This window comes from Caballeronia sp. PC1 (genome assembly GCF_021353155.1).
GTDB classification, from domain to species: domain Bacteria; phylum Pseudomonadota; class Gammaproteobacteria; order Burkholderiales; family Burkholderiaceae; genus Caballeronia; species Caballeronia cordobensis.
Genome location: NZ_JAJUBH010000003.1, coordinates 700722 through 722989 on the forward strand (window position 1 = coordinate 700722; position 22268 = coordinate 722989).

Annotated in this window: 22 protein-coding genes and 2 pseudogenes; 10 read left to right on the forward strand and 14 right to left on the reverse strand. The window is 65.2% G+C overall.

Going from position 1 to position 22268, the window contains the following annotated elements; translation table 11 throughout:
- Positions 1-34: 34 nt before the first annotated feature.
- Complete coding sequence (locus LY284_RS27875) at positions 35-1708, reverse strand: cation acetate symporter (RefSeq protein ID WP_233389406.1); 1674 nt, start codon at positions 1706-1708, stop codon at positions 35-37.
- Positions 1705-2010, reverse strand: coding sequence for a DUF485 domain-containing protein (locus LY284_RS27880; protein ID WP_014252880.1), 306 nt, complete (start codon positions 2008-2010; stop codon positions 1705-1707). The genes LY284_RS27875 and LY284_RS27880 overlap by 4 nt, the downstream gene beginning before the upstream one ends.
- A 367-nt stretch (positions 2011-2377) precedes the next feature.
- Here LY284_RS27880 and LY284_RS27885 point away from each other — a divergent pair, with 367 nt between their 5' ends.
- Complete coding sequence (locus LY284_RS27885; protein WP_233389408.1) at positions 2378-2809, forward strand: hypothetical protein; 432 nt, start codon at positions 2378-2380, stop codon at positions 2807-2809.
- Here the strand turns inward: LY284_RS27885 and LY284_RS27890 are convergent, their stop codons facing one another.
- Both LY284_RS27890 and LY284_RS27895 read right to left on the reverse strand, forming a co-directional pair.
- On the reverse strand, positions 2810-3343 hold the full coding sequence (locus tag LY284_RS27890; protein ID WP_233389411.1) for a GNAT family N-acetyltransferase: 534 nt from the start codon (positions 3341-3343) through the stop codon (positions 2810-2812).
- A gap of 23 nt (positions 3344-3366) precedes the next feature.
- Complete coding sequence (locus LY284_RS27895; protein ID WP_233389413.1) at positions 3367-4227, reverse strand: alpha/beta hydrolase; 861 nt, start codon at positions 4225-4227, stop codon at positions 3367-3369.
- A gap of 140 nt (positions 4228-4367) precedes the next feature.
- Between LY284_RS27895 and LY284_RS27900 the strand changes: the two genes are divergently transcribed.
- From LY284_RS27900 to LY284_RS27930, 7 genes and pseudogenes are all read left to right on the forward strand, one after another.
- Positions 4368-5759: a 3-deoxy-D-arabino-heptulosonate 7-phosphate synthase gene (locus tag LY284_RS27900; protein WP_233389415.1), complete on the forward strand. Its 1392-nt coding sequence runs from the start codon at positions 4368-4370 to the stop codon at positions 5757-5759.
- A 400-nt stretch (positions 5760-6159) separates the two neighbouring features.
- Positions 6160-7401, forward strand: a complete 1242-nt coding sequence (locus LY284_RS27905) for a glycosyltransferase family 4 protein (RefSeq protein WP_014252875.1) — start codon at positions 6160-6162, stop codon at positions 7399-7401.
- Between the two features lie 40 nt (positions 7402-7441).
- Positions 7442-8140, forward strand: a pseudogene (locus tag LY284_RS27910) (GNAT family N-acetyltransferase); the annotation flags it as partial.
- Between the two features lie 160 nt (positions 8141-8300).
- Entirely contained in the window at positions 8301-9362 is a 1062-nt protein-coding gene (locus LY284_RS27915) for an ABC transporter substrate-binding protein (protein WP_045461839.1), read from the forward strand.
- On the forward strand, positions 9359-10174 hold the full coding sequence (locus LY284_RS27920; protein WP_233389417.1) for an ABC transporter ATP-binding protein: 816 nt from the start codon (positions 9359-9361) through the stop codon (positions 10172-10174). Before LY284_RS27915 ends, LY284_RS27920 begins: the two co-directional genes overlap by 4 nt.
- 34 nt (positions 10175-10208) lie before the next feature.
- Positions 10209-11021: an ABC transporter permease gene (locus LY284_RS27925; protein ID WP_053572126.1), complete on the forward strand. Its 813-nt coding sequence runs from the start codon at positions 10209-10211 to the stop codon at positions 11019-11021.
- Positions 11014-11868 (forward strand): transporter substrate-binding domain-containing protein, encoded by an 855-nt coding sequence (locus tag LY284_RS27930; RefSeq protein WP_233389419.1) that lies wholly within the window; start codon positions 11014-11016, stop codon positions 11866-11868. The genes LY284_RS27925 and LY284_RS27930 overlap by 8 nt, the downstream gene beginning before the upstream one ends.
- Before the next feature lie 12 nt (positions 11869-11880).
- Here LY284_RS27930 and LY284_RS27935 read toward each other — a convergent pair whose 3' ends face one another.
- From LY284_RS27935 to tauA, 3 genes are read right to left on the reverse strand one after another with little or no spacing between them, the layout of a single operon-like run.
- Positions 11881-12711, reverse strand: coding sequence for an ABC transporter permease subunit (locus tag LY284_RS27935; protein WP_233391039.1), 831 nt, complete (start codon positions 12709-12711; stop codon positions 11881-11883).
- Positions 12712-12728: 17 nt separating this feature from the next.
- Positions 12729-13508, reverse strand: a complete 780-nt coding sequence (locus tag LY284_RS27940) for a taurine ABC transporter ATP-binding protein (RefSeq protein ID WP_233389421.1) — start codon at positions 13506-13508, stop codon at positions 12729-12731.
- Positions 13505-14539, reverse strand: a complete 1035-nt coding sequence (gene tauA / locus LY284_RS27945) for a taurine ABC transporter substrate-binding protein (RefSeq protein WP_233389423.1) — start codon at positions 14537-14539, stop codon at positions 13505-13507. Before tauA ends, LY284_RS27940 begins: the two co-directional genes overlap by 4 nt.
- Positions 14540-14733: 194 nt before the next feature.
- On the opposite strand from tauA, the gene LY284_RS27950 reads away from it, so the two are divergent.
- On the forward strand, positions 14734-15486 hold the full coding sequence (locus LY284_RS27950; RefSeq protein ID WP_233389426.1) for a TetR/AcrR family transcriptional regulator: 753 nt from the start codon (positions 14734-14736) through the stop codon (positions 15484-15486).
- 6 nt (positions 15487-15492) lie between these two features.
- Here the strand turns inward: LY284_RS27950 and LY284_RS27955 are convergent, their stop codons facing one another.
- The 4 genes and pseudogenes from LY284_RS27955 to LY284_RS38970 form a co-directional block, all read right to left on the reverse strand.
- Positions 15493-15720 (reverse strand): hypothetical protein, encoded by a 228-nt coding sequence (locus tag LY284_RS27955; protein WP_014252865.1) that lies wholly within the window; start codon positions 15718-15720, stop codon positions 15493-15495.
- A gap of 71 nt (positions 15721-15791) precedes the next feature.
- Positions 15792-17201 (reverse strand): MFS transporter, encoded by a 1410-nt coding sequence (locus LY284_RS27960; RefSeq protein ID WP_233389428.1) that lies wholly within the window; start codon positions 17199-17201, stop codon positions 15792-15794.
- Between the two features lie 292 nt (positions 17202-17493).
- On the reverse strand, positions 17494-18906 hold the full coding sequence (gene lpdA / locus LY284_RS27965) for a dihydrolipoyl dehydrogenase (protein WP_233391041.1): 1413 nt from the start codon (positions 18904-18906) through the stop codon (positions 17494-17496).
- Positions 18907-19092: 186 nt separating this feature from the next.
- A pseudogene (locus LY284_RS38970) lies at positions 19093-19308 on the reverse strand (biotin/lipoyl-containing protein); the annotation flags it as partial.
- Positions 19309-19528: 220 nt separating this feature from the next.
- Between LY284_RS38970 and LY284_RS27975 the strand changes: the two are divergent.
- Positions 19529-20827: a DUF2325 domain-containing protein gene (locus LY284_RS27975; RefSeq protein WP_233389430.1), complete on the forward strand. Its 1299-nt coding sequence runs from the start codon at positions 19529-19531 to the stop codon at positions 20825-20827.
- 4 nt (positions 20828-20831) lie between these two features.
- Here the strand turns inward: LY284_RS27975 and LY284_RS27980 are convergent, their stop codons facing one another.
- From LY284_RS27980 to LY284_RS27990, 3 genes are read right to left on the reverse strand one after another with little or no spacing between them, the layout of a single operon-like run.
- Positions 20832-21251 (reverse strand): winged helix-turn-helix domain-containing protein, encoded by a 420-nt coding sequence (locus LY284_RS27980; protein WP_233389431.1) that lies wholly within the window; start codon positions 21249-21251, stop codon positions 20832-20834.
- A 40-nt stretch (positions 21252-21291) separates the two neighbouring features.
- Positions 21292-21705 (reverse strand): nitrogen fixation protein NifQ, encoded by a 414-nt coding sequence (locus LY284_RS27985; RefSeq protein WP_233389433.1) that lies wholly within the window; start codon positions 21703-21705, stop codon positions 21292-21294.
- A gap of 42 nt (positions 21706-21747) precedes the next feature.
- Positions 21748-22236: a molybdopterin-dependent oxidoreductase gene (locus LY284_RS27990; RefSeq protein WP_233391043.1), complete on the reverse strand. Its 489-nt coding sequence runs from the start codon at positions 22234-22236 to the stop codon at positions 21748-21750.
- Positions 22237-22268 lie beyond the last annotated feature (32 nt).

Here is a 22268-nt window from a genome sequence, read left to right on the forward strand (position 1 = left end):
GGGTGACGGCCCGGACTTTCACGCCGTTACCGCATCAGTGCTTGTTGGTCGCGCGCGCCGCGCCGATGCCGGTCATCGAGCGGATGAACTGGCCGACGTAAAGCTGCTGCTCGCGCTGACCGCGTGCCGACGTGTCGAGCACCGAGAACAGCCACGCGGATGCGAACGCCAGCGTCATCGAGAAGAGGGCGGGGTTCGCATACGGGAAGATCGCGTGATCGTGCTTGAGGATCTGCACCCAGACGGTCGGGCCGAGCACGAGCAGCACGATCGCCGACAGCAAGCCGGTGAGACTGCCCGCCACCGCGCCGCGCGTCGTGAGTCCCTTCCAGAACATCGAGAGGAACAAGACCGGGAAGTTCGCCGATGCCGCGATCGCCAGCACGAGGCCGGACAGGAACGCGATGTTCTGATGCTCGAAGATGAGGCCGAGCAGAATCGCCAGCACGCCGATCACGAGCGTGGCGATCTTCGAGACGCGAATTTCCTTCGCTTCGCTGACGTCGCCCTTGCGGAAGGCATTCGCGTACAGATCGTGAGACACCGCGGACGCACCCGAGAGCGCGAGGCCCGCGACCACCGCGAGCACGGTCGCGAACGCCACCGCCGAAATGAAGCCGAGGAACAGGTTGCCGCCCACCGCGCCCGCGAGATGCACGGCGACCATGTTGCTGCCGCCGATGATCTTGCCCGCCGTGTCGTGGAAATCGCCGTTGGTGCCGACGATCACGATCGCGCCGAAGCCGAGCAGCAGAATCAGCAGATAGAAGTAGCCGATGAAACCCGTCGCGTAGAGCACCGACTTGCGCGCCTCTTTCGCGTTGGCCACGGTGAAGAAGCGCATCAGGATGTGCGGCAGACCGGCCGTGCCGAACATCATGCCGACGGCGAGCGAGACCGCATCCACCGGATTCGACACGAGGCCGCCCGGCGCCATGATCGACTGGCCCTTCGCGTGCGCATTGACCGCGCCGGAGAACAGCGCTTCGAGATCGAAGCCGAAGTAGGCGAGCACCATGAAGGCCATGAAGGTCGCGCCGCCGAGCAGCAGCGCCGCCTTGATGATCTGCACCCACGTCGTGGCCAGCATGCCGCCGAACATGACGTACAGCACCATCAGACAGCCCACCAGCATGACCGCCGACAGATAGCTCGTGCCGAAGAGAAGCTGGATGAGCTTGCCCGCGCCCACCATCTGCGCGACGAGGTACATGATCGCCACCGTCAGCGTGCCGCACGCGGCGACGATGCGCACAGGGCGTTGCGCGAGCCGGTACGAGACGACATCGGCGAAGGTGTATTTGCCGAGATTGCGCAGCCGTTCGGCGATGAGAAAGAGGATGATCGGCCAGCCCGCGACGACGCCGAGCGCGTAGATCATGCCGTCGTAGCCCTTGTCGAAGATCATCGCGGAGATGCCGAGAAACGAGGCCGCCGAGACCATGTCGCCCGCGATCGCGAGTCCGTTCTGAAAGCCGGTGAGCCCGCCGCCGGCCGCGTAGAAATCGGAGGCGGAGCGGGTGCGCTTCGCGGCCCAGCGCGTGATGCCGAGCGTCAGGAGCACGAAGACGAAGAACATCGAGATCGCGCTCCAGTTGAGCGGGCGCGCGCTGACCGCGCCTTGCAGCGCTTCGGCGGCGAAGGCGGGCTGGACCGTCAGGGCGAACGTCGCGAGCGCGGCGGAAATCGTCGGAAAAGACTTCTTCATGCGTGCTGCTCCTTCAGGGATTCGTTCAGCGCGTCGACCGAGCCGTTGGCCTTCAGGACGTAGACGGCGGTCAGTGCAATGGCGAGCAGGATGAACGCGACGGCCACGGGAATGCCCAGCGTCACGGTGCCCGCGCCGATGCGCAGCGCGAGCGTCGAAGGAGAAAACGCGAGGAGGAGTACGAAGCTGAAATAGGCCGTCAGCATGACGGCGGTGAGCGTCCAGGCGAGCCGCGTCTTGGTCGCGACGAGGCGTCTGAAGTCGGGATGTAGGCGAATCTGCTCCAACTGCTGCTCGTCCATGCATTTGTCTCCGAAAAAGATGGATGGTCGCGACGAATGTCTCGTCCGGTCGCCAGGGCTCGCGGGCGCTGGTCTTGTCAACGAGCAGCCATTCTATTAATAAACCGACCGGGCGGTATGTTTATTTTGAGATGAGTCTGAGCGGAATTTGATCCCGAAATGCGGCTTTGTGAGCGTTCTATTTTTAAGCAACCGCCAAAAAGAGCGCTTTCGACGCCGAGTTTATCGGCGTGACGATATGACTGATATGCGGCATCGGTCCTTGCCCGCGATTTCCGTCCGCCCTAATCTCGACCCATGCCCAACGCCGATTCGTTCATCGAATCATCTTTCGATTGCACAAGAGGCTCGATTCATCGGAGAAGACATGCGCGACAACCTGAATCCCAACACGCTATTTGCCACGCTGGACAGCACGCGGGCGATGTCCGATCGCAGCGCGCGCGCCATTCTTTTCGCGGGCGGGACGGGCGCGGCGTCGATCGTCGGAATTGCGAGGCGGCTTGCGTTGGCGGGACAACGATTCGAACTGCATAACTTCGCGCGATCCGGCGAGCACGCGCCGTTGCACGATGAAATCGACGCGCTTCGCAGTCACGGAGCGGTCTATCACTACTTCGACCTGCCGCACGAGCTTTACGCCGAGAAAAGCGCGCATGCCATGAGTCCGGCGCGCGCGAACACGCAGGTTTATTGCAGCGGTCCGCCCGCGTTCACGGATCTCATCGCGCGTCAGGCGCGCGAATGGGTCTATGCGTCGAACGTGCACACGATAGCGCAGGGCGACCGCGCCGCCTGATCAGCGCGAGTGCATGAGGTGCAGGCACATGTTCAGAACGTCGTCGGGCGCGTCGTCCGCGAAGATCGAACTGGCTTCGCGGTCTATCTCCTCGAAGCCGAATGACCGATAAAGCCGGATAGCGACGTCGTTGGTCGCCGCGACCGCCAGATGCACCTGCGTCACTTCCGGCATGTGCTTCGCAAAGCCGATGGCGTTTTCGAGCAGCATCCTGCTCACGCCCATGCCACGATGGCCCGGCGCGACATACATGCCCCACACGCGCGCCTTGTGCCGCTGCTGCGGGAAAGGATCGCGCCGCACGCCTACGATGCCGGCCAGCCGGTCTTCCACGAACGCGCCGAAGACCGCCTGATTCTCCGTGTGCGCTATCCGTGCGGCGACATCATCGAGAGAGCGGTTCTTTTCGTCCTCGTAAGTCGACGCGAACGAAGCGGGCGATAGCGTCAGCGCCGAAAGCCTCAACGACTGGAACCACCACGCGTCTTCAGGGGTTAGCGCACGAACGAGCATGAGAAAAGGGGCGACGGGCACGAGACCTCATTATATGAGCCCGTTCAGCGCGCTCCGTGCGCGTCGATGAAGGCGACCACGTCGGCGACCACCGGCGCGGCGGCGGACTGCTTCGCCGAAAACGCTTCGACGATCGTGTCGTGCCCGTAACCCGCATAGCTTTTCAGTTCGACGCTGTCGTGATGCGCGCGCAACGCGTCCGCGAAACGCACGCTGTTGCGCGGATCGACATCGGTATCCGCGGTGCCGGCGGCGAGCAGCATCGGCGGTTCGTCGCCGGTAATGCACGCGATCGGCAACGCACGCGGGCGCAACGCCGCCGGAAAGATCTCGTCCATGTGCGGGTCGGTGGTCTGGAAGGCGGCGTAGGGGCCCGCGAGGCCGATCATGCCCGCCAGCGCCTGCTTCGACATGCCCTGCGCGGCCAGATAGCGCGGATCGGTCGCGAGCATCGCGGCAATGTGCGCGCCGGACGAATGCCCCATCACGAAGATGCGCCGCGGATCGCCGCCGAACTCCCGCGCATGAAGGCGCGCCCAGCGCACGGCAGCGGCGGGGTCATCGAGAAAGCCGGGGAAAACGGTGTCCGGATAGATGCGGTAATCCGGCGCGATGGTCACGATGCCGTGCGCCGCGAGCGCCTGCGCGACGCCGCGCGCATCCGAGCGATGACCGCTTTGCCAGCCGCCGCCATAGAAATACACGACGACCGGACGATTCGCCGCGCCATGCGAGGCGGGCGCGTAGACGTCGAGCCGTTGACGGCGCAACGCGCCATAGGCGACGCCATCGGCGAGTTCGCCTTCGTGCGCTTCCTCGCGCTTGCGCTCGCGCGATGCGAACACGCCTGCCGTTCCGACGAGGCACGCGGCCGCCGTCAGGTAAATGAATCGTCTTCTCGCCATCACACGCATGTTGCTATCGGCCAATTCTTTTTGCCAAATGATTAGACGACACGCTAATGTCGATGTCCGTACGGAAGCCATCGTTACGGGCGATCCGCCGTCATCCATACGAGAACGAATACGAACGACAGGAAAACGTAATGTCGCCCACGTCGCCGCCCCGGCTGCTCGTCGAAACGCTGCGCGCCGTCACACGCCGCTATCGGCTGCCGCCGCTCGATGCGATCGTATCCCGGATGCAGGACGCGAATCCATCGACGGCGCTCGCGCTCGCGATCGAAGAGGCTCGCAAGGCAATCGAAAGCGGCGTCGCGCCCGAGGCGGCCTCGAAGCGCCGCTTCGTCGAAGCGCTCGCGCACATGATTCGCGACGCAATGCGCCCGGATGCAGGCGATCCGGCGTTTCAGGCTGTGGTGCTTCGCCAACAGGCAGCACAGGTGCGCGAGTATGCGGCGTTGTCGGAACAGGCCGCGCAGGATCGTCGAGCGGTTCGCGCGGCCATCGTCGCAATCGCGCATCCGCGCAAACAGACGCGCATGCAGTCGGGTGCGCAACGCGAAGCGCTGGCGCGGCTCTTCGATGCGGCATCCACTGTATCGGCATCCGAACTTCGCGACACGATCCATTGCATCTCGGCCATGCCAGAAATTGCAAGCGATGTGTCATTGCTGCACGCTTTGGCGCAGTTGCGCGACAGCGCTGCGCTGGGACGCCTGCTGCATGCCGAGACACTGGAGTCGGATGAAGGCGTGCGGCGGTATCGGTCGTTGCGGGATCGAAACGGGCCTCGCTCTGGCAGCGCGGAAGCCGTGGCGGATGGCGTCACGGCGCAGCGGCGCGGCGCGGACTCGGAGGCATCGGCTGAACGCGCCTTGAAAGCGCTGGCGCAATGCCTTGACAAAGCGGACGGATCGCCGGCCGCATACCGTGTCGTCACATCGATGCGCGTGCCGGCTTCGCTCGCCGCCGGCCACGCGCGCGCGAAAACCGAATGGGACGCGGTGCTTCTGCGGCGCGCGGGCACGCACGAAGCGACACCTTGCTGGGATGTATGCCTGCTGGTCGAAGCCAAGGCTTCCGCCGATGCCGCCACAACCGACTTCGCGCGCTTGCTGCGCGGACTGCGCCTGTTGTCCCGCGCCAACGAAAACGCCTGTTACGCATTCGAGACGCGTGAAGGCACGGTGCAGGTTCGCGGCGCGTCGCTGAGCGCGCTGCGCACCGATGAAGCCGCGCTGGAACAGACAGTGCTCTACTGCTGCGATGCCTCCGACGCCGCCGCCTTTCGCCTGCTCGGCGCGGCGGGCCGCATGCGTCTCATGACCGCGCCGGCAAGCCTGAACTATGCGAGCAGACTCGCGGACCCGCAGGATCTCGAAGCGGTGTGGGACGCATTGCTGGTGTCGCCTCAATGGGCGGCGACACTCGGCCAATACCCGGCGTTACGCCTGGTGCGCGAATTGATGGTTCATCCAGACGACTTGCTGGAAGCCGTGAATGACGCTGCTAAAAGAATTGGTCATACAGAATAAAGCACTACGCCCCGAAGCATTGTGCGCTAACCAACACACAGAACTTATTTGAAGTTATCGCACGTTTGACTCCATTTTTGACCGATACAAGCGATACGCTTGTTTCAATTTTCAGTGTCGCCATAACATCGCTGAACGTGGTTCAATCAACTGTGCGATGAAAAGTGCAGTACTTAAATAGTTAGTCACTCAGACGGTCGTCAAGTATGAGGATTGCTTCCATCGCTCTGGCTTTCCAAGGCTATCGTAGCGTTCTAGACTGATAAGCGATCAACGCACATCGCTGGAGCGCGTACCTTCATGCGTTTTTTCAACGAGCCGTCGTAGCAGCCGACTGTCACGCCCCAGTCGCGCCGCTTTGGAGACAATAGCAAGGGGCGCGGCATCAAACGGGGAATTCGTGAAGATACTCATAGCGAACACACTCTACTTTCCGGATGAACCCGGAGGGGCCGAGGTATCGACGCGATTGCTCGCGGAAGGGCTGGTCAAGGCGGGCATGGACGTGTGCGTGGTCTGCGCGACCGGCACCGGCGTCGATCGCGTGGAGGAAATGAATGGCGTGAAGATTCACCGTCTGCGTTCGGTGAATCTGTATTGGCCGCATCAGCGGCAGAAGCGCGGTCGCGTCGCGAAGCTCATCTGGCATGCCATCGACGTGCATAACGTGATGATGTCGCGCAAGCTTCATAGCATCATCGAGAGCGAAAAGCCGGACGTCATCAGCACGAGCAATCTGTCGTGCCTGTCCATCGATATCTGGCGTCTCGCGAACCAGGCCGGCGTGCCGATCGTGCATACCGTGCGCGACTATTATCTGATGTGCCCCAACGCGCTCATGTACACGCGCGGCAAACCGTGCACGCGTCAGTGCGGCGTCTGCTCGGTCTATGCGATTCCGAAGCGGGCGGCGTCTTCGCGCGTGTCGGTTGCCGTCGGCGTGAGCCGTTTCGCGCTGCAGAAGCATCTGGATAGCGGCTACTTCCAGCAGGCGGCGCACACGGCCGTCATCCATAACTGCGCCGAGCCATACGAAGGCTCCGCGGTCTCGCCGCGCACGCGCCGGTACGAAGGCGGTCCCGTGCGGCTCGGCGTGCTCGGGCGCGTGTCGCAGGAGAAAGGGCTCGAACTCCTGCTCGAACAACTGCTCGCCGACGATACGCTGCAGTGGACGCTCGCGGTCGGCGGCGCGGGCGATGCGGCTTATCTGCGCGCCCTCAAGGCGAAATACGACGATCCGCGCGTCGAGTATCTGGGCCGGGTCAAGTCCGACGAGTTCTACGGCATGATCGACGTGCTCGTGGTGCCGTCGATCTGGAACGAGCCGTTCGGACGCGTGACCGTGGAAGCGTATTCCCACGGCGTGCCTGTCGTGGCCGCGGACACCGGCGGCATTCCCGAAGTCATCGAGCCGCGCACGAATCTCGTGTTCGAGATGGCGCGGCCCGAGACGATCATCGGCAAGCTGCATGAAGCGGTTGCGCTGCTCGGCGATCCGGGCGTGCATCAGCGTTTGCGCGACTACGCCGCGCGCTTCAATCGCGATGCGATGGTCGCGTCCTATCTCGCGTTGTATGAGAGCGTGCTCAACGATCGGCAATCGAGCGTCCTGTATGCTAGATCGCGCGGTTATACGGTCTAATGCCGCGACGCCCCTCTCACGCAACCGGAGTCCGTGACGCATGACGCGAACCAACGAATATCAGCAGGCCATCGGGGAACCGGTGGCCGGGTGGACCGCGCGCGAGCGGCCCGCGCGCATCGGCATCGACGGCACGCATTGCCGCCTCGAACCGCTCGACGCACAGCGTCACGCGGCCGATCTCTTCGATGCCTATGGCAAGGCGTCGGACGGCAGCGACTGGACTTATCTCTTCGTCGGGCCCTTCACCGATTTCGACGCCTTTCGCGACTATCTGACGAAGGCCGCGGCGTCCGCCGATCCGCTGCATTACACCGTCATCGATACGAAGAACGGCAAGGCGGTCGGCACGCTCGCGCTGATGCGCATCGAGCCGGCGCATGGCGTCATCGAAGTGGGAAGCGTCACGTTCTCGCCCTTGCTCAAGCAAACGCGCATCTCGACGGAAGCGCAGTATCTGCTGATGCGCTACGCGTTCGACCAGCTCGGCTACCGGCGCTACGAATGGAAGTGCGATAGCCTGAATGCGCCCTCGCGCAAGACGGCGCTGCGGCTCGGCTTCGAATTCGAAGGCATCTTCAGGCAAGCGATCGTCTACAAGGGACGCAATCGCGATACGGCGTGGTACGCGATCATCGACAAAGACTGGCCGCGCATCCGGAGCGCATTCGAGCGCTGGCTCGCCGACGATAACTTCGATACGAACGGCAAGCAGCGCGCGTCGCTTGCAGCGTTGCGCGATAAGATCGGCAATTGAAATGCTTTTTACTTTTCAGCGCGTCAGCTAAGCACTTTTCCTTCGTTTGATCGCCCCAAAGCTGGCGTGAGAATGATGAGCGCATGGCGCTGCCCGCACGGCAGCGCCGGATCAATCAACGTTCCGCTCATCATTCGATCTCATGAAGGCGTCTACCGCATATCGTTTCTACGCCGCCTGCGCGGCCGCCGCAACGCTCGTTCTGCTGGGCGGCTGCAAGCCGCATGAAGCGCCGGCCGATACTTCCGCGACGCAAGCCTCGCCTCGCGCGCAGCAGGAAGTGACGTACTTCAAGTATCCCGACAACCCCGCGTTCGATCTCGTCTATCTCGCCGACAAGCTCGGCTATTTCGAAGGCACCAGCACGCGGCCGAAGTACGTCGGCAAGATCTCCGCACCGCAGATCATTCCGCTCGTCGGCACCGGCGAGATCGATTTCGGCACGCGCATGGTGCCGCTCGTCATCTCGGCCATCGCGAGCGGCGCGGATATCAAGGTGATCTCGGCGGGCGGCGAGACCCTGCCCGACGCGCCGCATATGAAGTACTTCACGCGCAAGGACTCGGGCATTCGCGCGCCGAAGGACTTCGAAGGCAAGACGGTTGCGTTCAACAGCTTCGGTGCGTGCGCGGAGTTCGTCACGAAGAAGTATCTGTCGCAGCATGGCGTCGATGTGTCGAAGGTCAACTGGCTTGTCGTGCCGGATAACCAGTCGCAGCAGGCGCTCGTCACGAAGAACGTGGATATCGCCATCATTCATCCGCCGTTTTCCGGCGCGGCCGAAGCCGATGCGCAACTGCACAAGCTCTGGAGCGACTGGGACGAAGACCACGGGCTCGGCGGCATGGCGCCGTACAGCGTGAACGGCGCGTTCGCGCGCGCGCATCCGCAGGCGGTCAAGGATTTCGTCACGGCCATCGCGCGCGCGGGCAACTGGGTCAACGCGCATCCGGACGAAGCGCGCCAGTTGACGGCGGAGCGGCTTGGCATCGACGTGAAGCTGGTCGAGCGTTATGCCTACGTGAAGGATCTCGTCGTGACCGAGCCGCCGATCCAGTATTACATCGACATACTGGAACAGGCGGGCAAGATTCCGAAGGGCAAGGTCGCGGTTCAGGACGTCTACACGAACGACTACAACGTGTTTGCCGCGAAGCAGGCGACGGCGAGCGCCGCCGCGCCGGCGAAGGCGAATCCGTCATGAGCGTGCGAGAGAAGATCGTCGCGCGGGATCTGTCGCTCACCTATGTCAACGAATCGACGGAATCGAGCCAGACGGTGCTCGAAGGCTTCGATCTGAGCGTGCGCGAAGGCGAATTTCTCGCGGTGCTCGGCCCGAGCGGCTGCGGCAAGTCGACCTTTCTCAATCTGCTCGCGGGCCTGACGCCGCCGACATCCGGCACGCTCACCGTCGATGGCGAACCGGTGAGCGCCGCGCGCCGCAAGCTCGGCTTCGTCTTTCAGGGCTATGCGCTGTTTCCGTGGCGCACGGTGCGCAAGAACGTCGAGACCGGTCTTGAAATTCGCGGCGTGAAGCGCGCGCAGCGGCGCAGCGAGGCCGAACGTTTTCTGCGTCTCGTCGGCCTGCTCGATTTCGCCGATCACTATCCGCACCAGTTATCGGGCGGCATGCGGCAGCGCGTGGCCATCGCGCGCGTGCTCGCCTACGGTCCCGAAATCCTGCTGATGGACGAGCCTTTCGGCGCACTCGATGCGCAAACGCGCGAGTCGCTGCAGCAGGAATTGCTCGGCATCTGGGAGCAGAGCGCGAAGACGGTCGTGTTCGTCACGCACAGCATCGACGAGGCGATCTTTCTCGCGGATCGCGTCGCGGTCGTGGGGCGCAGGCCGGGCCGCGTGAAGGAGATCATCGAGGTCGATCTGCCGCGTCCGCGTCCCGCATCGATACGGCATGACGCCGCGTTCGTCGCCTTGCGGCAGCGCGCGTGGGCGAGCCTGAGTTCGGAGCTGGGCGCATCGCGCGAAGACATCGCCGAATCACTGACAGGAGCGTGACGTGGCAGAGCAAGAAAGCATTCGCAGTCTTCCGATGTTCGCGGCGGCGGCAAAACGCGACGACGCGCTCAGGCGCCGCCTGCGCTGGTCGATCGCCTTCGAGCGTTCCATCGCGCTGATCGCGTTCGCGGCGCTGTGGGAGTTGTTGCCGCGTCTTGGCATCGTGAGCACGGCGTATCTCAGTCCGCCGTCGCAAGTCGCGCTCGCCATCGCCCGGCTGGTCGATGGCGGCGACGTGTGGAAGCATCTCGGCGCAAGCGCGCTGCGCTCGATCAGCGGCCTGCTGCTGGCCGTCGCGGGCGGCGTCGTCTGCGGCTTCGCGCTCGGCTGGTTCCGGCGCGCCGAACGCATCGTCGATCCGCTTTACCAGTTGTTGCGGCAAGTCTCGGCGTTCGCGCTGTTTCCCGTGTTCATGCTGTTTCTCGGCATCGGCGAATCGTCGAAGATCGCCATCATCGTCTGGGCCGCGTTCTGGCCGGTGCTGCTCAATACGATCTCGGGCGTGAAGCAGGTCGAGCGCGTGTTCATCGATTGCGCGCGTTCGATGGGCGCGTCACAAGGATTCATCTTCGCGAAGGTCGTGCTGCCCGCCGCGCTGCCCGAAATCCTGACCGGCATCCGTCTCGCGGGCGCCTACAGCATCACGGCGCTGGTCGCGGCCGAGATGATCGGCGCGCGCTCGGGGCTCGGCTTCTACACGCTCAACTCGCAGGAGACGTTCCAGATTCCCGACATGTACGCGGGCATCGTGCTGCTCGCGCTCTTCGGGCTGCTGATCAACAAGAGCCTGTCGCTGCTGGAGCGGCGTCTTTTGCGCTGGCGCGTCGGGCTTGCGCAGAATGGCTAGGAGCGCATTCGCGGCGGCGCGCTCATCCGGTGGGCGGCTGCGCGGGCTTGCAGCGCTTTCGATGCTATGCGTGGCGCTCTCGTCGCTGTCCATCCGGGATCGTGAGGATGACCGCCCGTTCGCCGCCGCGGTCGCGCGCGGCGCGTTGATCGTCGCGGTGCCGTCGCGTCCCGCGCCGACGCTCAACGTCGGCAAGGTCGATCGTTTCGCGCGCGTGCCGGATGGCTTCGCGGCGGCGCTGGCGCAAGACATCGGGCGGCGCGTGGGTTTGCCGGTCACGTTTGTGCTCGCCGGATCGCGCGATGTATCGGACGCAACCAAGGCGGACATCGCGATCACGGGACACGGTTTCGCCGACGACCGCGCGCTCGCCTATGCGCCGACGGCCTACGCGTCCGGCCACGGCATGGCGCTCGTGCTGCGCCATGGCACGGTGCAGGCGTGGCGTGATCTCGCGGGCGGCACGGTGTGCGCATCGCGCGGCAGTCCGTTCGCGCGGGACGCCGCGCGCCGCGCGCGGGCGAATGTGCGCGAGTACGACCGTCCGCTCGATGCGTTGCTGGCGTTCCAGGCAGGCGAGTGCGCCGCGCTCGTCGACGACGAGCTTGCCATCCGCAAACTGCTGAAGCAGCCGGACTGGGCGTATTACCGCAGCTTGCCGGGCACGCTCGATCCCGCGCCGGCCTACATCGCGGCGCGCGGCGGCGATATCGAAGGCGCGGCGTTCATCGAACGCACGGTGCAGGACTGGCGGCGGCAACGCTGGCTGTCGACCGTGCGCGAAGATCAGGCGACACAACTCGCGTTCGAGATGTTCAACGCGCAAAACGATCTGTATTGCCACTGACATCGCCTGGGGTCAGCGGCCCTTCCACGGCACGAGTTTTTTCTCCAGTGCCCGCATGCCGAAATCGAAGATCCACGCGATCGCGCCAATTAGCACGATGCCCATCACGACAACATCGGTGCGCAGGAAGCTCGACGCGTTGAGCACCATCTGGCCGAGGCCCGCGGTGGCCGCGACCATTTCCGCGGCGACGAGCGTCGTCCAGCCGAAACCGACGGCGATACGCAGGCCCGTCAGGATTTCCGGCAGCGCGGCGGGCAGCACGACGTGCCACACGACCTGGCGGAAGTTCGCGCCGAGCGACCACGCCGCGTTCACCTGCTCGGCCGTCGCGCTCTTCACGCCGGCGCGGGCGGCCATCGCGATCGGGGCGAAGCAGGCGAGCCAGATGACGACGAGTTTGGCCGTCTCGTCGATGCCGAACCAGATCACCACGAGCGGCAAATAGGCGAGCGGCGGCAGCGGCCGGTAGAACTCCAGCGGCGGATCGAGCACGCCGCGCGCGATGCGGCTCACGCCCATCGCGATGCCGACCGGCACCGCCGTCACGACCGCGAGCGCGAACGCGCCGAACACGCGGATCGCGCTCCACAGCAGATGTTCGGACAGCGGCAGCCCGCCTTGCAGACGTCCATGAACGGCGTCGAGAAACGCGCGCCACACGGCGCCGGGCGAGGGCAGAAAGAGCGGGGCGATCCAGTGAAAGTGCGTCGAGGCCCACCACGCCGCGCCGATCACGGCGACGCACAGCGCGCTCGGCAACGCGGTCGATCCCGCGCCGGGCATGCCGCGATAGCGCCGCTTCGTGCGTTTCGAACCGGTGGCGCGCGGCGCCTCGGTCATCGCGTGCGCGCGCTGATTCATGCGGCCTCCGTGTCGGTGCGATGCAAACGGCGCGTCAGCCGCTCGCGCCATTCGATGAAAGCAGGCGACGACTTCACCGCGCGCGCATCGCGGCCGCGGATGTAGTCGCGCGAGAACGGCAGCTCGTGCACGTCCTCGATGCGTCCGGGACCGGGCGTCATCAGCACGAGACGCGTCGCGAGAAAGAGCGCCTCCTCGACGCTGTGCGTGATGAAGAACACCGTCTTGCGCGTGCGCGACCAGACATCGAGCACGAGCTCCTGCACGTTTTCGCGCGTGAGGGCGTCGAGCGCGCCCATCGGTTCGTCCATCAGCAGCACTTCGGGATCGCTTGCGAGCGCACGCGCGATGCCCACGCGCTGCTGCATGCCGCCCGACAGCGCGTAGATTTTCGCGTGCTCGTGCTGCGCGAGTCCGACGAGCGCGAGCGTGCGGCGCGCGATCTCGCGGCGCGCGTCGCGCTTCATGCCGCGAAAGCGCAGGCCGAGTGCGACGTTGTCGAGCACGTCGAGCCACGGCATCAGCGCGTGCTTCTGGAACACGACGCCGCGCTCCGCGCCGGGGCCGGCGATCGGCTCGCCGTTGAGCGTCGCCGTGCCCTCGGTCGGATCGATGAAACCGGCGAGGCAGTTGAGCAGCGTGGTCTTGCCGCAGCCCGACGCGCCCAGCGCGACGACGAACTCGCCGCTGCCGATGTGCAGATCGACGCCTTTTAACGCCGGCTTGCTCGCGCCTTCATACGTCACGCCCAAATTGCGGATCGACAGCGAGGTCATTTCGCGGCCTGCTGCACGAAGCGCGAATCGACGCCCGCGGAATAATCCGCGAGCACGTTCTGGATCGTGCCCTGCTGCTTCAGGAATTGCGCGGTGGCGGTGAGCGACTTGGCCGCGCCCGACTGCTTGCCGCCGCCGAGCCACGTTGCCGACGCCTGTTCGCCCGCCGACGGAAACGCGTAGAGCGCGAGGCTCGCGGGCACATCGGCGGCGGCGGCGCCCGATTCCTGCGCGACCGCGCGCACCTCTTTCGAATCGACGGTCCAGGCGGCCTTGTTGTCGCGGTATTGCGCGTCGGTGTCCGCGAGCACCTTGACGAGACCGGCGAGGAACGCGGCATTGTCCTGGGCGAACTTGCGCGACGCGACGAGGCCGTCGAAGGTCGCCGTGCCGCTTTCCTTCGCGACTTCGCCGGACGTGATCAGCACGCGGCCGTTCTGCTTGGCCTTCGCGAGCACCGGGTCCCAGATGTAGGTCGCGTCGATGTTGCCGCGCTCCCACGCCGCCGCCACTTCCGGCGGACGCAGATTGACGATCTTCACCGAGGAAGGATCGATGCCCGCCTGCTTCAACGCGACGAGCGCATGAAAGTGCGACGTCGACACATACGGCACGCCGAGCGTTTTGCCCTTGAGATCGGCGAGCTTGTTCACGCCCGAGCCGTTGCGCGCGACGAGCGCTTCGGCGTCGTTGATGTTGTCGAGAATCCAGAAGAGCGACAGATCGACACCCTGCGACAAGCCGGCCGCGATCGGGCTGGAGCCGGCTTCGCCCACTTGTATCGAGCCGGATGCGAGCGCGCGGATCACATCCGCGCCGCTGCCGAGCTTGCGATACGTGACCTTGTAGCCGGTCGCCTTTTCGACCGCGCCGCTCGCCTGCGCATAGCGCCACGGCACGACCATGTCCTGATAGCCGATAACGACCTCGCGCGTTTCCGCCTGCGCGTGAAGCGGCGCGAGCGCCGTGGCGGCGAATGCGAAGGAGGCGAGACCGGCAATCAGACGACGGCGGCGAAGGGATGATTTCATGGCGCGAAGAAAAGAGGTTTCGAAGCCTCCGACTATAGGCACTTCGCATGCCGCGCCTACCAATCTTTTGTGCGTAGCAAATGAACCGGCGATCGCTTTCTTATTCAGCGCGATGGCCCCGATTTCGCGAGCGCCGCGTCAAACGCCCGTAAAATAGACGCGGCATCTCACTTCACCGGCAGCATCGCCCAGGCATGACGAAAGACGACACCACTCACGTCCGCGCGCATGGCGCATCGGGCAAGCGCAAGCGGCTCGGCCGCCCGGCGGGCAACATCAATCAGCGCGAGAACATCCTCGATGCCGCCGAGGTCGATTTCTCGCAGCGCGGCTACGCGGGCACGTCGCTCAAGGAAGTGGCCGCGTCGTGCGGCGTCACGCAGGCGCTCATCACGTATTACTTCGGCACGAAGCAACAGCTTTTCGAGCAGGTGTTCCTGCGCCGCGCGCTGCTCGTTTCCGAAGAGCGCGTGACGCTGCTGCGCGAACTGACCGATGCGAAAGGCGCGAATGTGCGCGATATCGTGCGCGCGTTTCTGCTGCCGCTCGTCGCGCTGCGCGGCACCGATGGCGGGCGCGCGTTCATTCGCCTGCAGGCGCGGCTGCACACCGAGCCGCCCGAAATCTCGTACAACCTGCGCAGCACCGCATACGGCGATTCGACCGATGCCTACGTCGAAGCGCTGCGCGCGGCGCTGCCCGGCCTGCCCGCGAAAGACCTCTACTGGCGCGTGACGATGATGATCGGCGCGTATCTCTACGCCTTCTCCGACACGCATCGTCTCGACGTGCTCGCCAAGGGCGCGTGCGATCCGTGGGACGCGAACGAAACGCTGGAGCAGTTGACGAGCTTCATCGTCGGCGGGCTGGAAGCGCAGGCGTGCGCGCAGCCGGCCGCCGCGAAGAAAGCAAAGCCGAAGGCGGCGCGCACCGCCCGCGCGGCGTGAAGAGATTCAGCGCCGCAAGCCGATTTCCATCGACTCGATGACCTGCGCGATGGTCGAGTGCATCGACGCGAGCGTGGCGGCGGCGAGGTCCGACGCCGCCGTTTCGCCGATCATGTCGCGCAGCGTTTCCTGCACATCCGCCGATGCCTGTGGCGGCAGAGCCGCCGCGATCACGCTGAGCGCGGCGGTGAGGCCGTGCAGCTTGCCCGTCAATACTTCCAGTTCCTGACTCATCTTGGCTTCCTGTCGTTGCGGTGAAATGAAGCACGCGGGCTGCGTGCGCGACGCGGCCCGCGCGCGGAAAATCAGTGGCGTTGCGGCTCGGGATGCGCCTTCAGCTTCACGAACAACGCGATGCCCGCAATCACCGACGGCACCGCGAGCAGCGCGAACACGGCGGGCAGGCCGAGCTTCCACGCCGAGAACAACCCGCCGAGCGCGACGCCCGCGATGCCGCCGAAACGTCCGACGCCGTACATCCACGAGACGCCGGTCGCGCGGCTTTGCGTCGGGTAGAACATGGCGGCGAGCGAGGGCATCGACGATTGCGCGCCGTTCATCGTCGTGCCGGCGAGAAAGATCAGCGCGCTCACGAGTCCGATACTGCCGATCGCCTGCCCGACCACGAAAATGAACGCGGCGGTCAGCAGATAGCCGAGCATCACGACCACGTTCGCGTTCCAGCGATCCATGAGCCAGCCGGACGCGATCGTGCCGATGCCGCCGCCGAGCGGGAACAGCGCGGTCAGCAGCGCGGCGCGCTCCGGCGTGAAACCGGCTTCGTTCATGAGCAGCGGCATCCAGCTCATCAGCAGATAGAAGATGACGAGGCCCATGAAGTACACGAGCCACAGCATCAGCGTGCCGACGAAATAGTTGCGCGACAGGATCGCGCCGACCGAGGTTTTCGCCTGCGTCGCCGTGCGCTCGGACAGCCGGAACGCATCGATGCGCCTGAGATCGAGCGGCGCGATCTTCGAGAGCGGCGCCCAGATTTTTTCCTTCGGCGCGTTTCGTTTGACGAGATAGCGCACCGATTCCGGCACGAGCATGGCGACGAGCAGCGCGAGCACGAGCGGGATCACGCCGCCGACGACGAAGAGGCTATGCCAGCCGAACGCCGGGATCAGCCACGACGAAATGAAGCCGCCGAGCGCCGCGCCGACCGTGAAGCCGCAATACGTCGTGTTGACGATGATCGAGCGGTTGCGCGCGGGCGCGTACTCGGAGACGAGCGTGATGGCGTTCGGAATCGCCGCGCCGAGACCGATGCCGGTCAGAAAGCGCAGCGCGACGAGCGATTCGAGCGAGCCGCTGGACGCGGTCGCGAGACTCATCGCGCCGAAGAACGCCGTCGCCGCGATCAGCACGGCGCGCCGCCCGAAGCGGTCGGCGGCGGGGCCGGAGATAACCGCGCCCGCCGCGAGCCCGAAGAGCGCGGCGCTGAGCACCGGTCCGAGCGCGGCCTTCGTGATGCCCCAGCCCTTGACGAGCGACGGCGCGATATAGCCGATGGCTGCGGTATCCATGCCGTCGATCAGCACGATCAGAAAGCACACGCCCATCAGCGTCCATTGAAAGCGCGAGAAGCGGTGTGCGTCGATGAACTCCTCGACGGGCACGCTCCCGGTCCACGCATCGCCACGGTCCGAAGCCGTCGAATGCCCGGCGCGCGGCTCGAACGCCGGGCCGGTGTGAAGCTCTGCTTGCGACATGTACAACTCCTCGTGTCGACGGCTCCCGCCGTCCATCAATGCCACTCGGCCGGCGACATGCCGGTGTTCACGCGAAGCGGGGGCCCGCCGTTTTCGACGCTGGTTTATTATATGTACCTATAATTAATAAACGCAACGCGGAAAAAAATAGTTCGGGCGGCGGGTGGGTGACCGTGAGGAGGAGGTGTGCAGCGGGAAAAAGAAAGCCGGACATCGACGTCGTGTCGATGTCCGGCCTGGAGGGGGTAAAGCGATGCGGCGCATCCGCGAGGATGCGCGCTTCAGGACGCGTTCAGATATTCAACGCGCGTTTGTCGACGGCCAGCGCCGCTTCGCGCATGACCTCGGAAAGCGAAGGATGCGGATGGCAGATGCGCCCGATATCCTCGCTCGCCGCCTTGAACTCCATCGCGACCACGGCTTCCGCGATCAGATCCGAGGCGTTCGCCGAGATGATGTGCACGCCGAGAATCTCGTCGGTTTTCGCATCGGCGATGACCTTGATGAAGCCGTCCGTCTCGCCGATGCCCATCGCGCGGCCGTTCGCGAGCATCGGAAACTGGCCGGCCTTGATGTCGCGGCCCTCGGCTTTCAGCGCCTGCTCGGTTTGTCCGACCCACGCGATTTCCGGATGCGTGTAGATCACCCACGGAATGCAGTTGTAGTCGATATGCGGCTTCTGCCCGTCGATGATCTCGGCCACCAGCACGCCTTCGTCCTCCGCCTTGTGCGCGAGCATCGGGCCGCGCACGACGTCGCCGATTGCGTAGACGTTCGGCACTTTCGTCGCGCAATGTCCGTCGACGGGAATGAAGCCGCGTTCATCGGCCGACAGACCGATGGCATCGAGCCCGAGATTGTCCGTGTTCGGCACGCGGCCGATCGACACGATCAGGCGGTCCGCATCCAGCGTTTGCGCGTTGCCGTCCTTGTCCTTGTAGGAAATGGAGACGTTCGAATCGGTCGTCTTCACGCCGTCGATCTTCACGCCGAGATGAATCGTGAGGCCTTGTTTCTTGAAGAGCTTCGCGGCTTCCTTTTGCAGCGCGGTGTCCGTGGTGCCGAGAAATTCGGGCAGCGCTTCGAGAATCGTCACTTCCGCGCCGAGCCTGCGCCACACGGAGCCGAGCTCCAGCCCGATCACGCCCGCGCCGATCACGGCGAGCTTTTTCGGCACGGCGTCGAAGGCGAGCGCGCCTTCGTTGTCGGAAACAATCTTGTTGTCCACGGGCACGCCCGGCAGATGCCGCGCCTTCGAGCCCGTCGCGATGATCACATGCTGCGCGGTGTGCGTTTCACTTTTGCCGTCGCCGCTCACTTCGATCTTGAAGTTGCCGCCGTCCTTGCCCGCGAACTTGCCGTGCCCTTTGAGCCAGGTGATCTTGTTCTTGCGAAACAGGAATTCGACGCCGCCCGTGATCTTCTCGACGATCGCTTCCTTGCGCCCGACCATCTTGCCGACATCGACGGAAAGGTTGTCGATGCCGCCGATACCGTGATCGGCGAAATGCAGCTTCGCGTTCTCGAATTTTTCCGACGACGCGAGCAGCGCCTTCGACGGAATGCAACCGACGTTCAGACAGGTGCCGCCGAGCTTCGGCTTGCCCGCATGATTGATCCATTCCTCGACGCACGCCACCTTGCGCCCGAGCTGCGCCGCGCGAATCGCGGCGATGTAGCCGCCCGGCCCGGAACCGATCACGATGACATCGAAATCGGCCTTCTGACCCGATGCCGCGGCGGGCGAGGGCGCAGGCGATGGCGCGGGTGCGGGCGCGGCGGCCTGAACCGGCGCGGGTGCAGCAGCAGGCGCGGGCGCGGGAGCAGGCGCGGGCGCGGGAGCAGGCGCGGCGGCCGACGCCTTCGCTTCCGTATCGACGATCGCGAGCACTTCGTCCGCGTGGACGATATCGCCTTCCTTCTTCACCACTTCCACGAGCGTGCCGGCGGAGGGCGCGGGCACTTCGAGCACCACCTTGTCCGTTTCCAGTTCGACGAGGATTTCGTCTTGCGTCACCGCGTCGCCCGCTTTCTTCTTCCACGGCAGCATCGTCGCCTCGGTGACGGATTCGGAAAGCTGCGGAACCTTGACTTCAATCCTGGCCATTCAGATTCTCCTTGTGAGCGATCTCTCGCGATTGGAAACGTCCGGCGACCCGCGCCCCGTGGACGGACAGCCTTGAAGGACGGGCCCGGCGCGCCGAAGTCGTAGGATACGCCCTGTCCGGACCGTGCGCGCGCAAAGGCGCGTGCGCATCGGCCCGCCGTTTCGTCATCGTTATATTCAGTGGTATATTACGAACCAGCCGACCGAGCACGAGGTGAACATGCAGAGCCCTCCGTTTCAACTCGCCCGCACGAGCGCGCATGTGCGCCCCGACGCGTGCTGCCAGCCGACCGAGGCGAGCTTGCGCGCGTCGCACCGCCGTTCGCGTCTCGCGGAACTGGACCCGCATCTGCACTGCTCGATCATCGGCACCTGCCTTTCGACGGGCGAATTGCGCAAGCTCGTGCCGAAATTCACCGATCTCGACCGTCATCACGCGAGCGATCTGGAGATCCATCACGCGGCGGTGGAACTGGCGATCGCGGGCGGCGCGGGCCCGAAGGCGCTCAACAAGGCGCTCGACGAACGTTACGCGGGCGCGATCCGCCGCTTTGACACCGCGCGCGATCCCGCCGCGCTGCTCGATCTGTGGAACGATGCGCTGAAGTCCGGCGATATTCCGCCCGCGTACTGGGCGGTGATGTCGCATCCGCACGCGACCATCGACGTGCGCCAGTCGGCATTCGGCGAGTTGCACATGCTGTCGCATCTGGTCGGCGCGGCGAATCGCGCGGATATTCGCCGGCTGGTCGCGCTCGAAGCGGAGAATCAGGCACTGCGCGAGAAGATCGACCGTCAGCAGGCGCGTCTTCTCGAAGTGAGCGCCGAGCGCGATGCGTCCGCCCGGCAGTTGCACGAGCAGGCGCTGCATATCGACCGCAAACCCGGCGCAACGCCCGCGCAACTCGAAGCGGAAGTCGAGCGTCTGCGTGAAAAAGTCGAGGATGGCGAGCGCCGCCTCGCGCTGCATACGAGTCGCCGCGAAGCCGCCGAGCAGCGCGCGCAGCAGGAAGAGAACGAGACGCGCGTGTTGCGCAACAGGCTCGGCGAGGCCCACGCGCTGCTGAAGGTCGTCCAGGCCGAATGCGCGGCCTTGGAACGCGCCACGCTCGATGCCGCCGATCGGCCCGACGCGCGCCAACGCGCCGTGCAATGGGTGAGCGGCAAGCGCGTGGTCTATGTCGGCGGCAGGCCGAATTCGAATGCGGTGCTGAAGTCGCTGGTGGCGGCGGCGGGCGGCGAGCTGATCGTTCACGACGGCGGTATCGAAGATCGCAAGGGCTTGCTCGCCGCCGCGCTGCCGAACGCGGATGTCGTGCTCTTTCCCGTCGACTGCATCGATCACGATTCGATGAGCATGCTCAAGCGCGTCTGCGAGCGGCACGGCGTCGAGTATGCGCCGCTGCGCACCGCGAGCGTCGCGAGCTTCGTGGAGTTCGTCGCGCGGCTCACCGCGAGCGCGCAAGCCACGCCCGCGAGCGGGCCGCCGCGGTCCGCGTTCTGCTTGCGGCACGGTTAGCGATTCAGGGTTTCAGCAGCTTCGTGAGCGCGTCGATCTGCGTGGCGCAGGCGGCTTGCGCCTGCGTTTCGACCTCGCGATAAAGCTGGACGATGCGCTCGCCGACCGGCGTCAGCACGCAGCCGCCGCCGCTTTGGCCGCCTTGCTCGGAAATCGTCGCGGGCGATTCGAGCGCGCGATTGAGCTCGTCGATGAGAAGCCACGCGCGCCGGTACGACATGTCGAGGCTGCGCGCCGCCGCCGATATCGAACCGTGCCTGCGCACCGCTTCGAGCAGCGACACCTTGCCCGGACCGATCGCGATGGTCTCGCCTTTCGTGACGCGCATGCGAAAGCGCACTTCGGCCGGCGCGCTTGCCGCGTCCGCCGTGTTCGCCGCATTCCGCTCGTTCGCGCTTGCCGTCGTTTTGTGGGTCGTCGCCATGCCCGAGAGAATACACGAACGAAAGCGGCCCGCGCGCACGTCACCGGCTGTCGGGATAGCAGAAAGCGTAATCCTCGCAACCCGGACAGCCCGGCGCGCACGTCGGCGCTTCGCCGCGTGTATGCGCCACTTCCTGCGCGAGAAATTTCTTCCAGCGCAGGTTGGCCACGTTGCGCGCGACGAGCGCCGGATAGTGACGGTCGAGCATGTCGGTGACGTCGTCGCGGCCGGAGAGACCGAGGTCGCGCCATAGATGATCCGGGCGCAGCGACGCCGCGCAAATGATGGCCGCGAGACACCGCGCGTCGTCGCGATGCCGCGTCGCCGTGCGGTCATGCCACATCAACAGCGCGTGCAGGTCGCGCGTGAAGGCGGTGCGCGGCGTGAGATGCAGAAAATGTTCGAACGTCGCGCCGGGAAAATGCCGGCCGATGAGTTTCGCAATCGGGTGCATGCGGATCGATCGCGCGGCCGAGCAGCGCGCGCGCTGCCGGATTCATCGATGCGGCTGTGCAAGCACGTGCGCATCGACGCGCACGAAGCGCTTCATGTGGCGCGGCGCATGCACGTTGTCCGCGCCCGAAACGAGCACCGGCAAGCCGTCCGCGACGCCGAGTTCGCGATCCTCGCATTCATACGCGACGATCACCCGCTCGCCGACCGGCGTATTGAAAAGCTCGTGCCACGAGTAGGTGACGGCGTAGCCGTCGTGCGCCTGCGCCAAGAACACGGTGCGCTTGAAATCCGTGCTGTCGGGACGCCGCACGCCGGCGGCGTCGAGCAGCACGCGCAGCTGCACGCCGCGATAGCTTCCCATCGGGCGAATGTAGCGGCCCGTGGAAAAACACACCAGATCGAAAGGCGCGATGCTCACGCGCGCGAACTCGCGCAATGCGGCGACGTCGAGCGTGAGCGGCGTCTGCACCGCCCCGCCGATCTCGATGGCGACTTGCGGGCTGTCGATGTCCTGGCCGAATGCCGGCATCGTTTCATGACTGAATGACATGGGGCGATCTG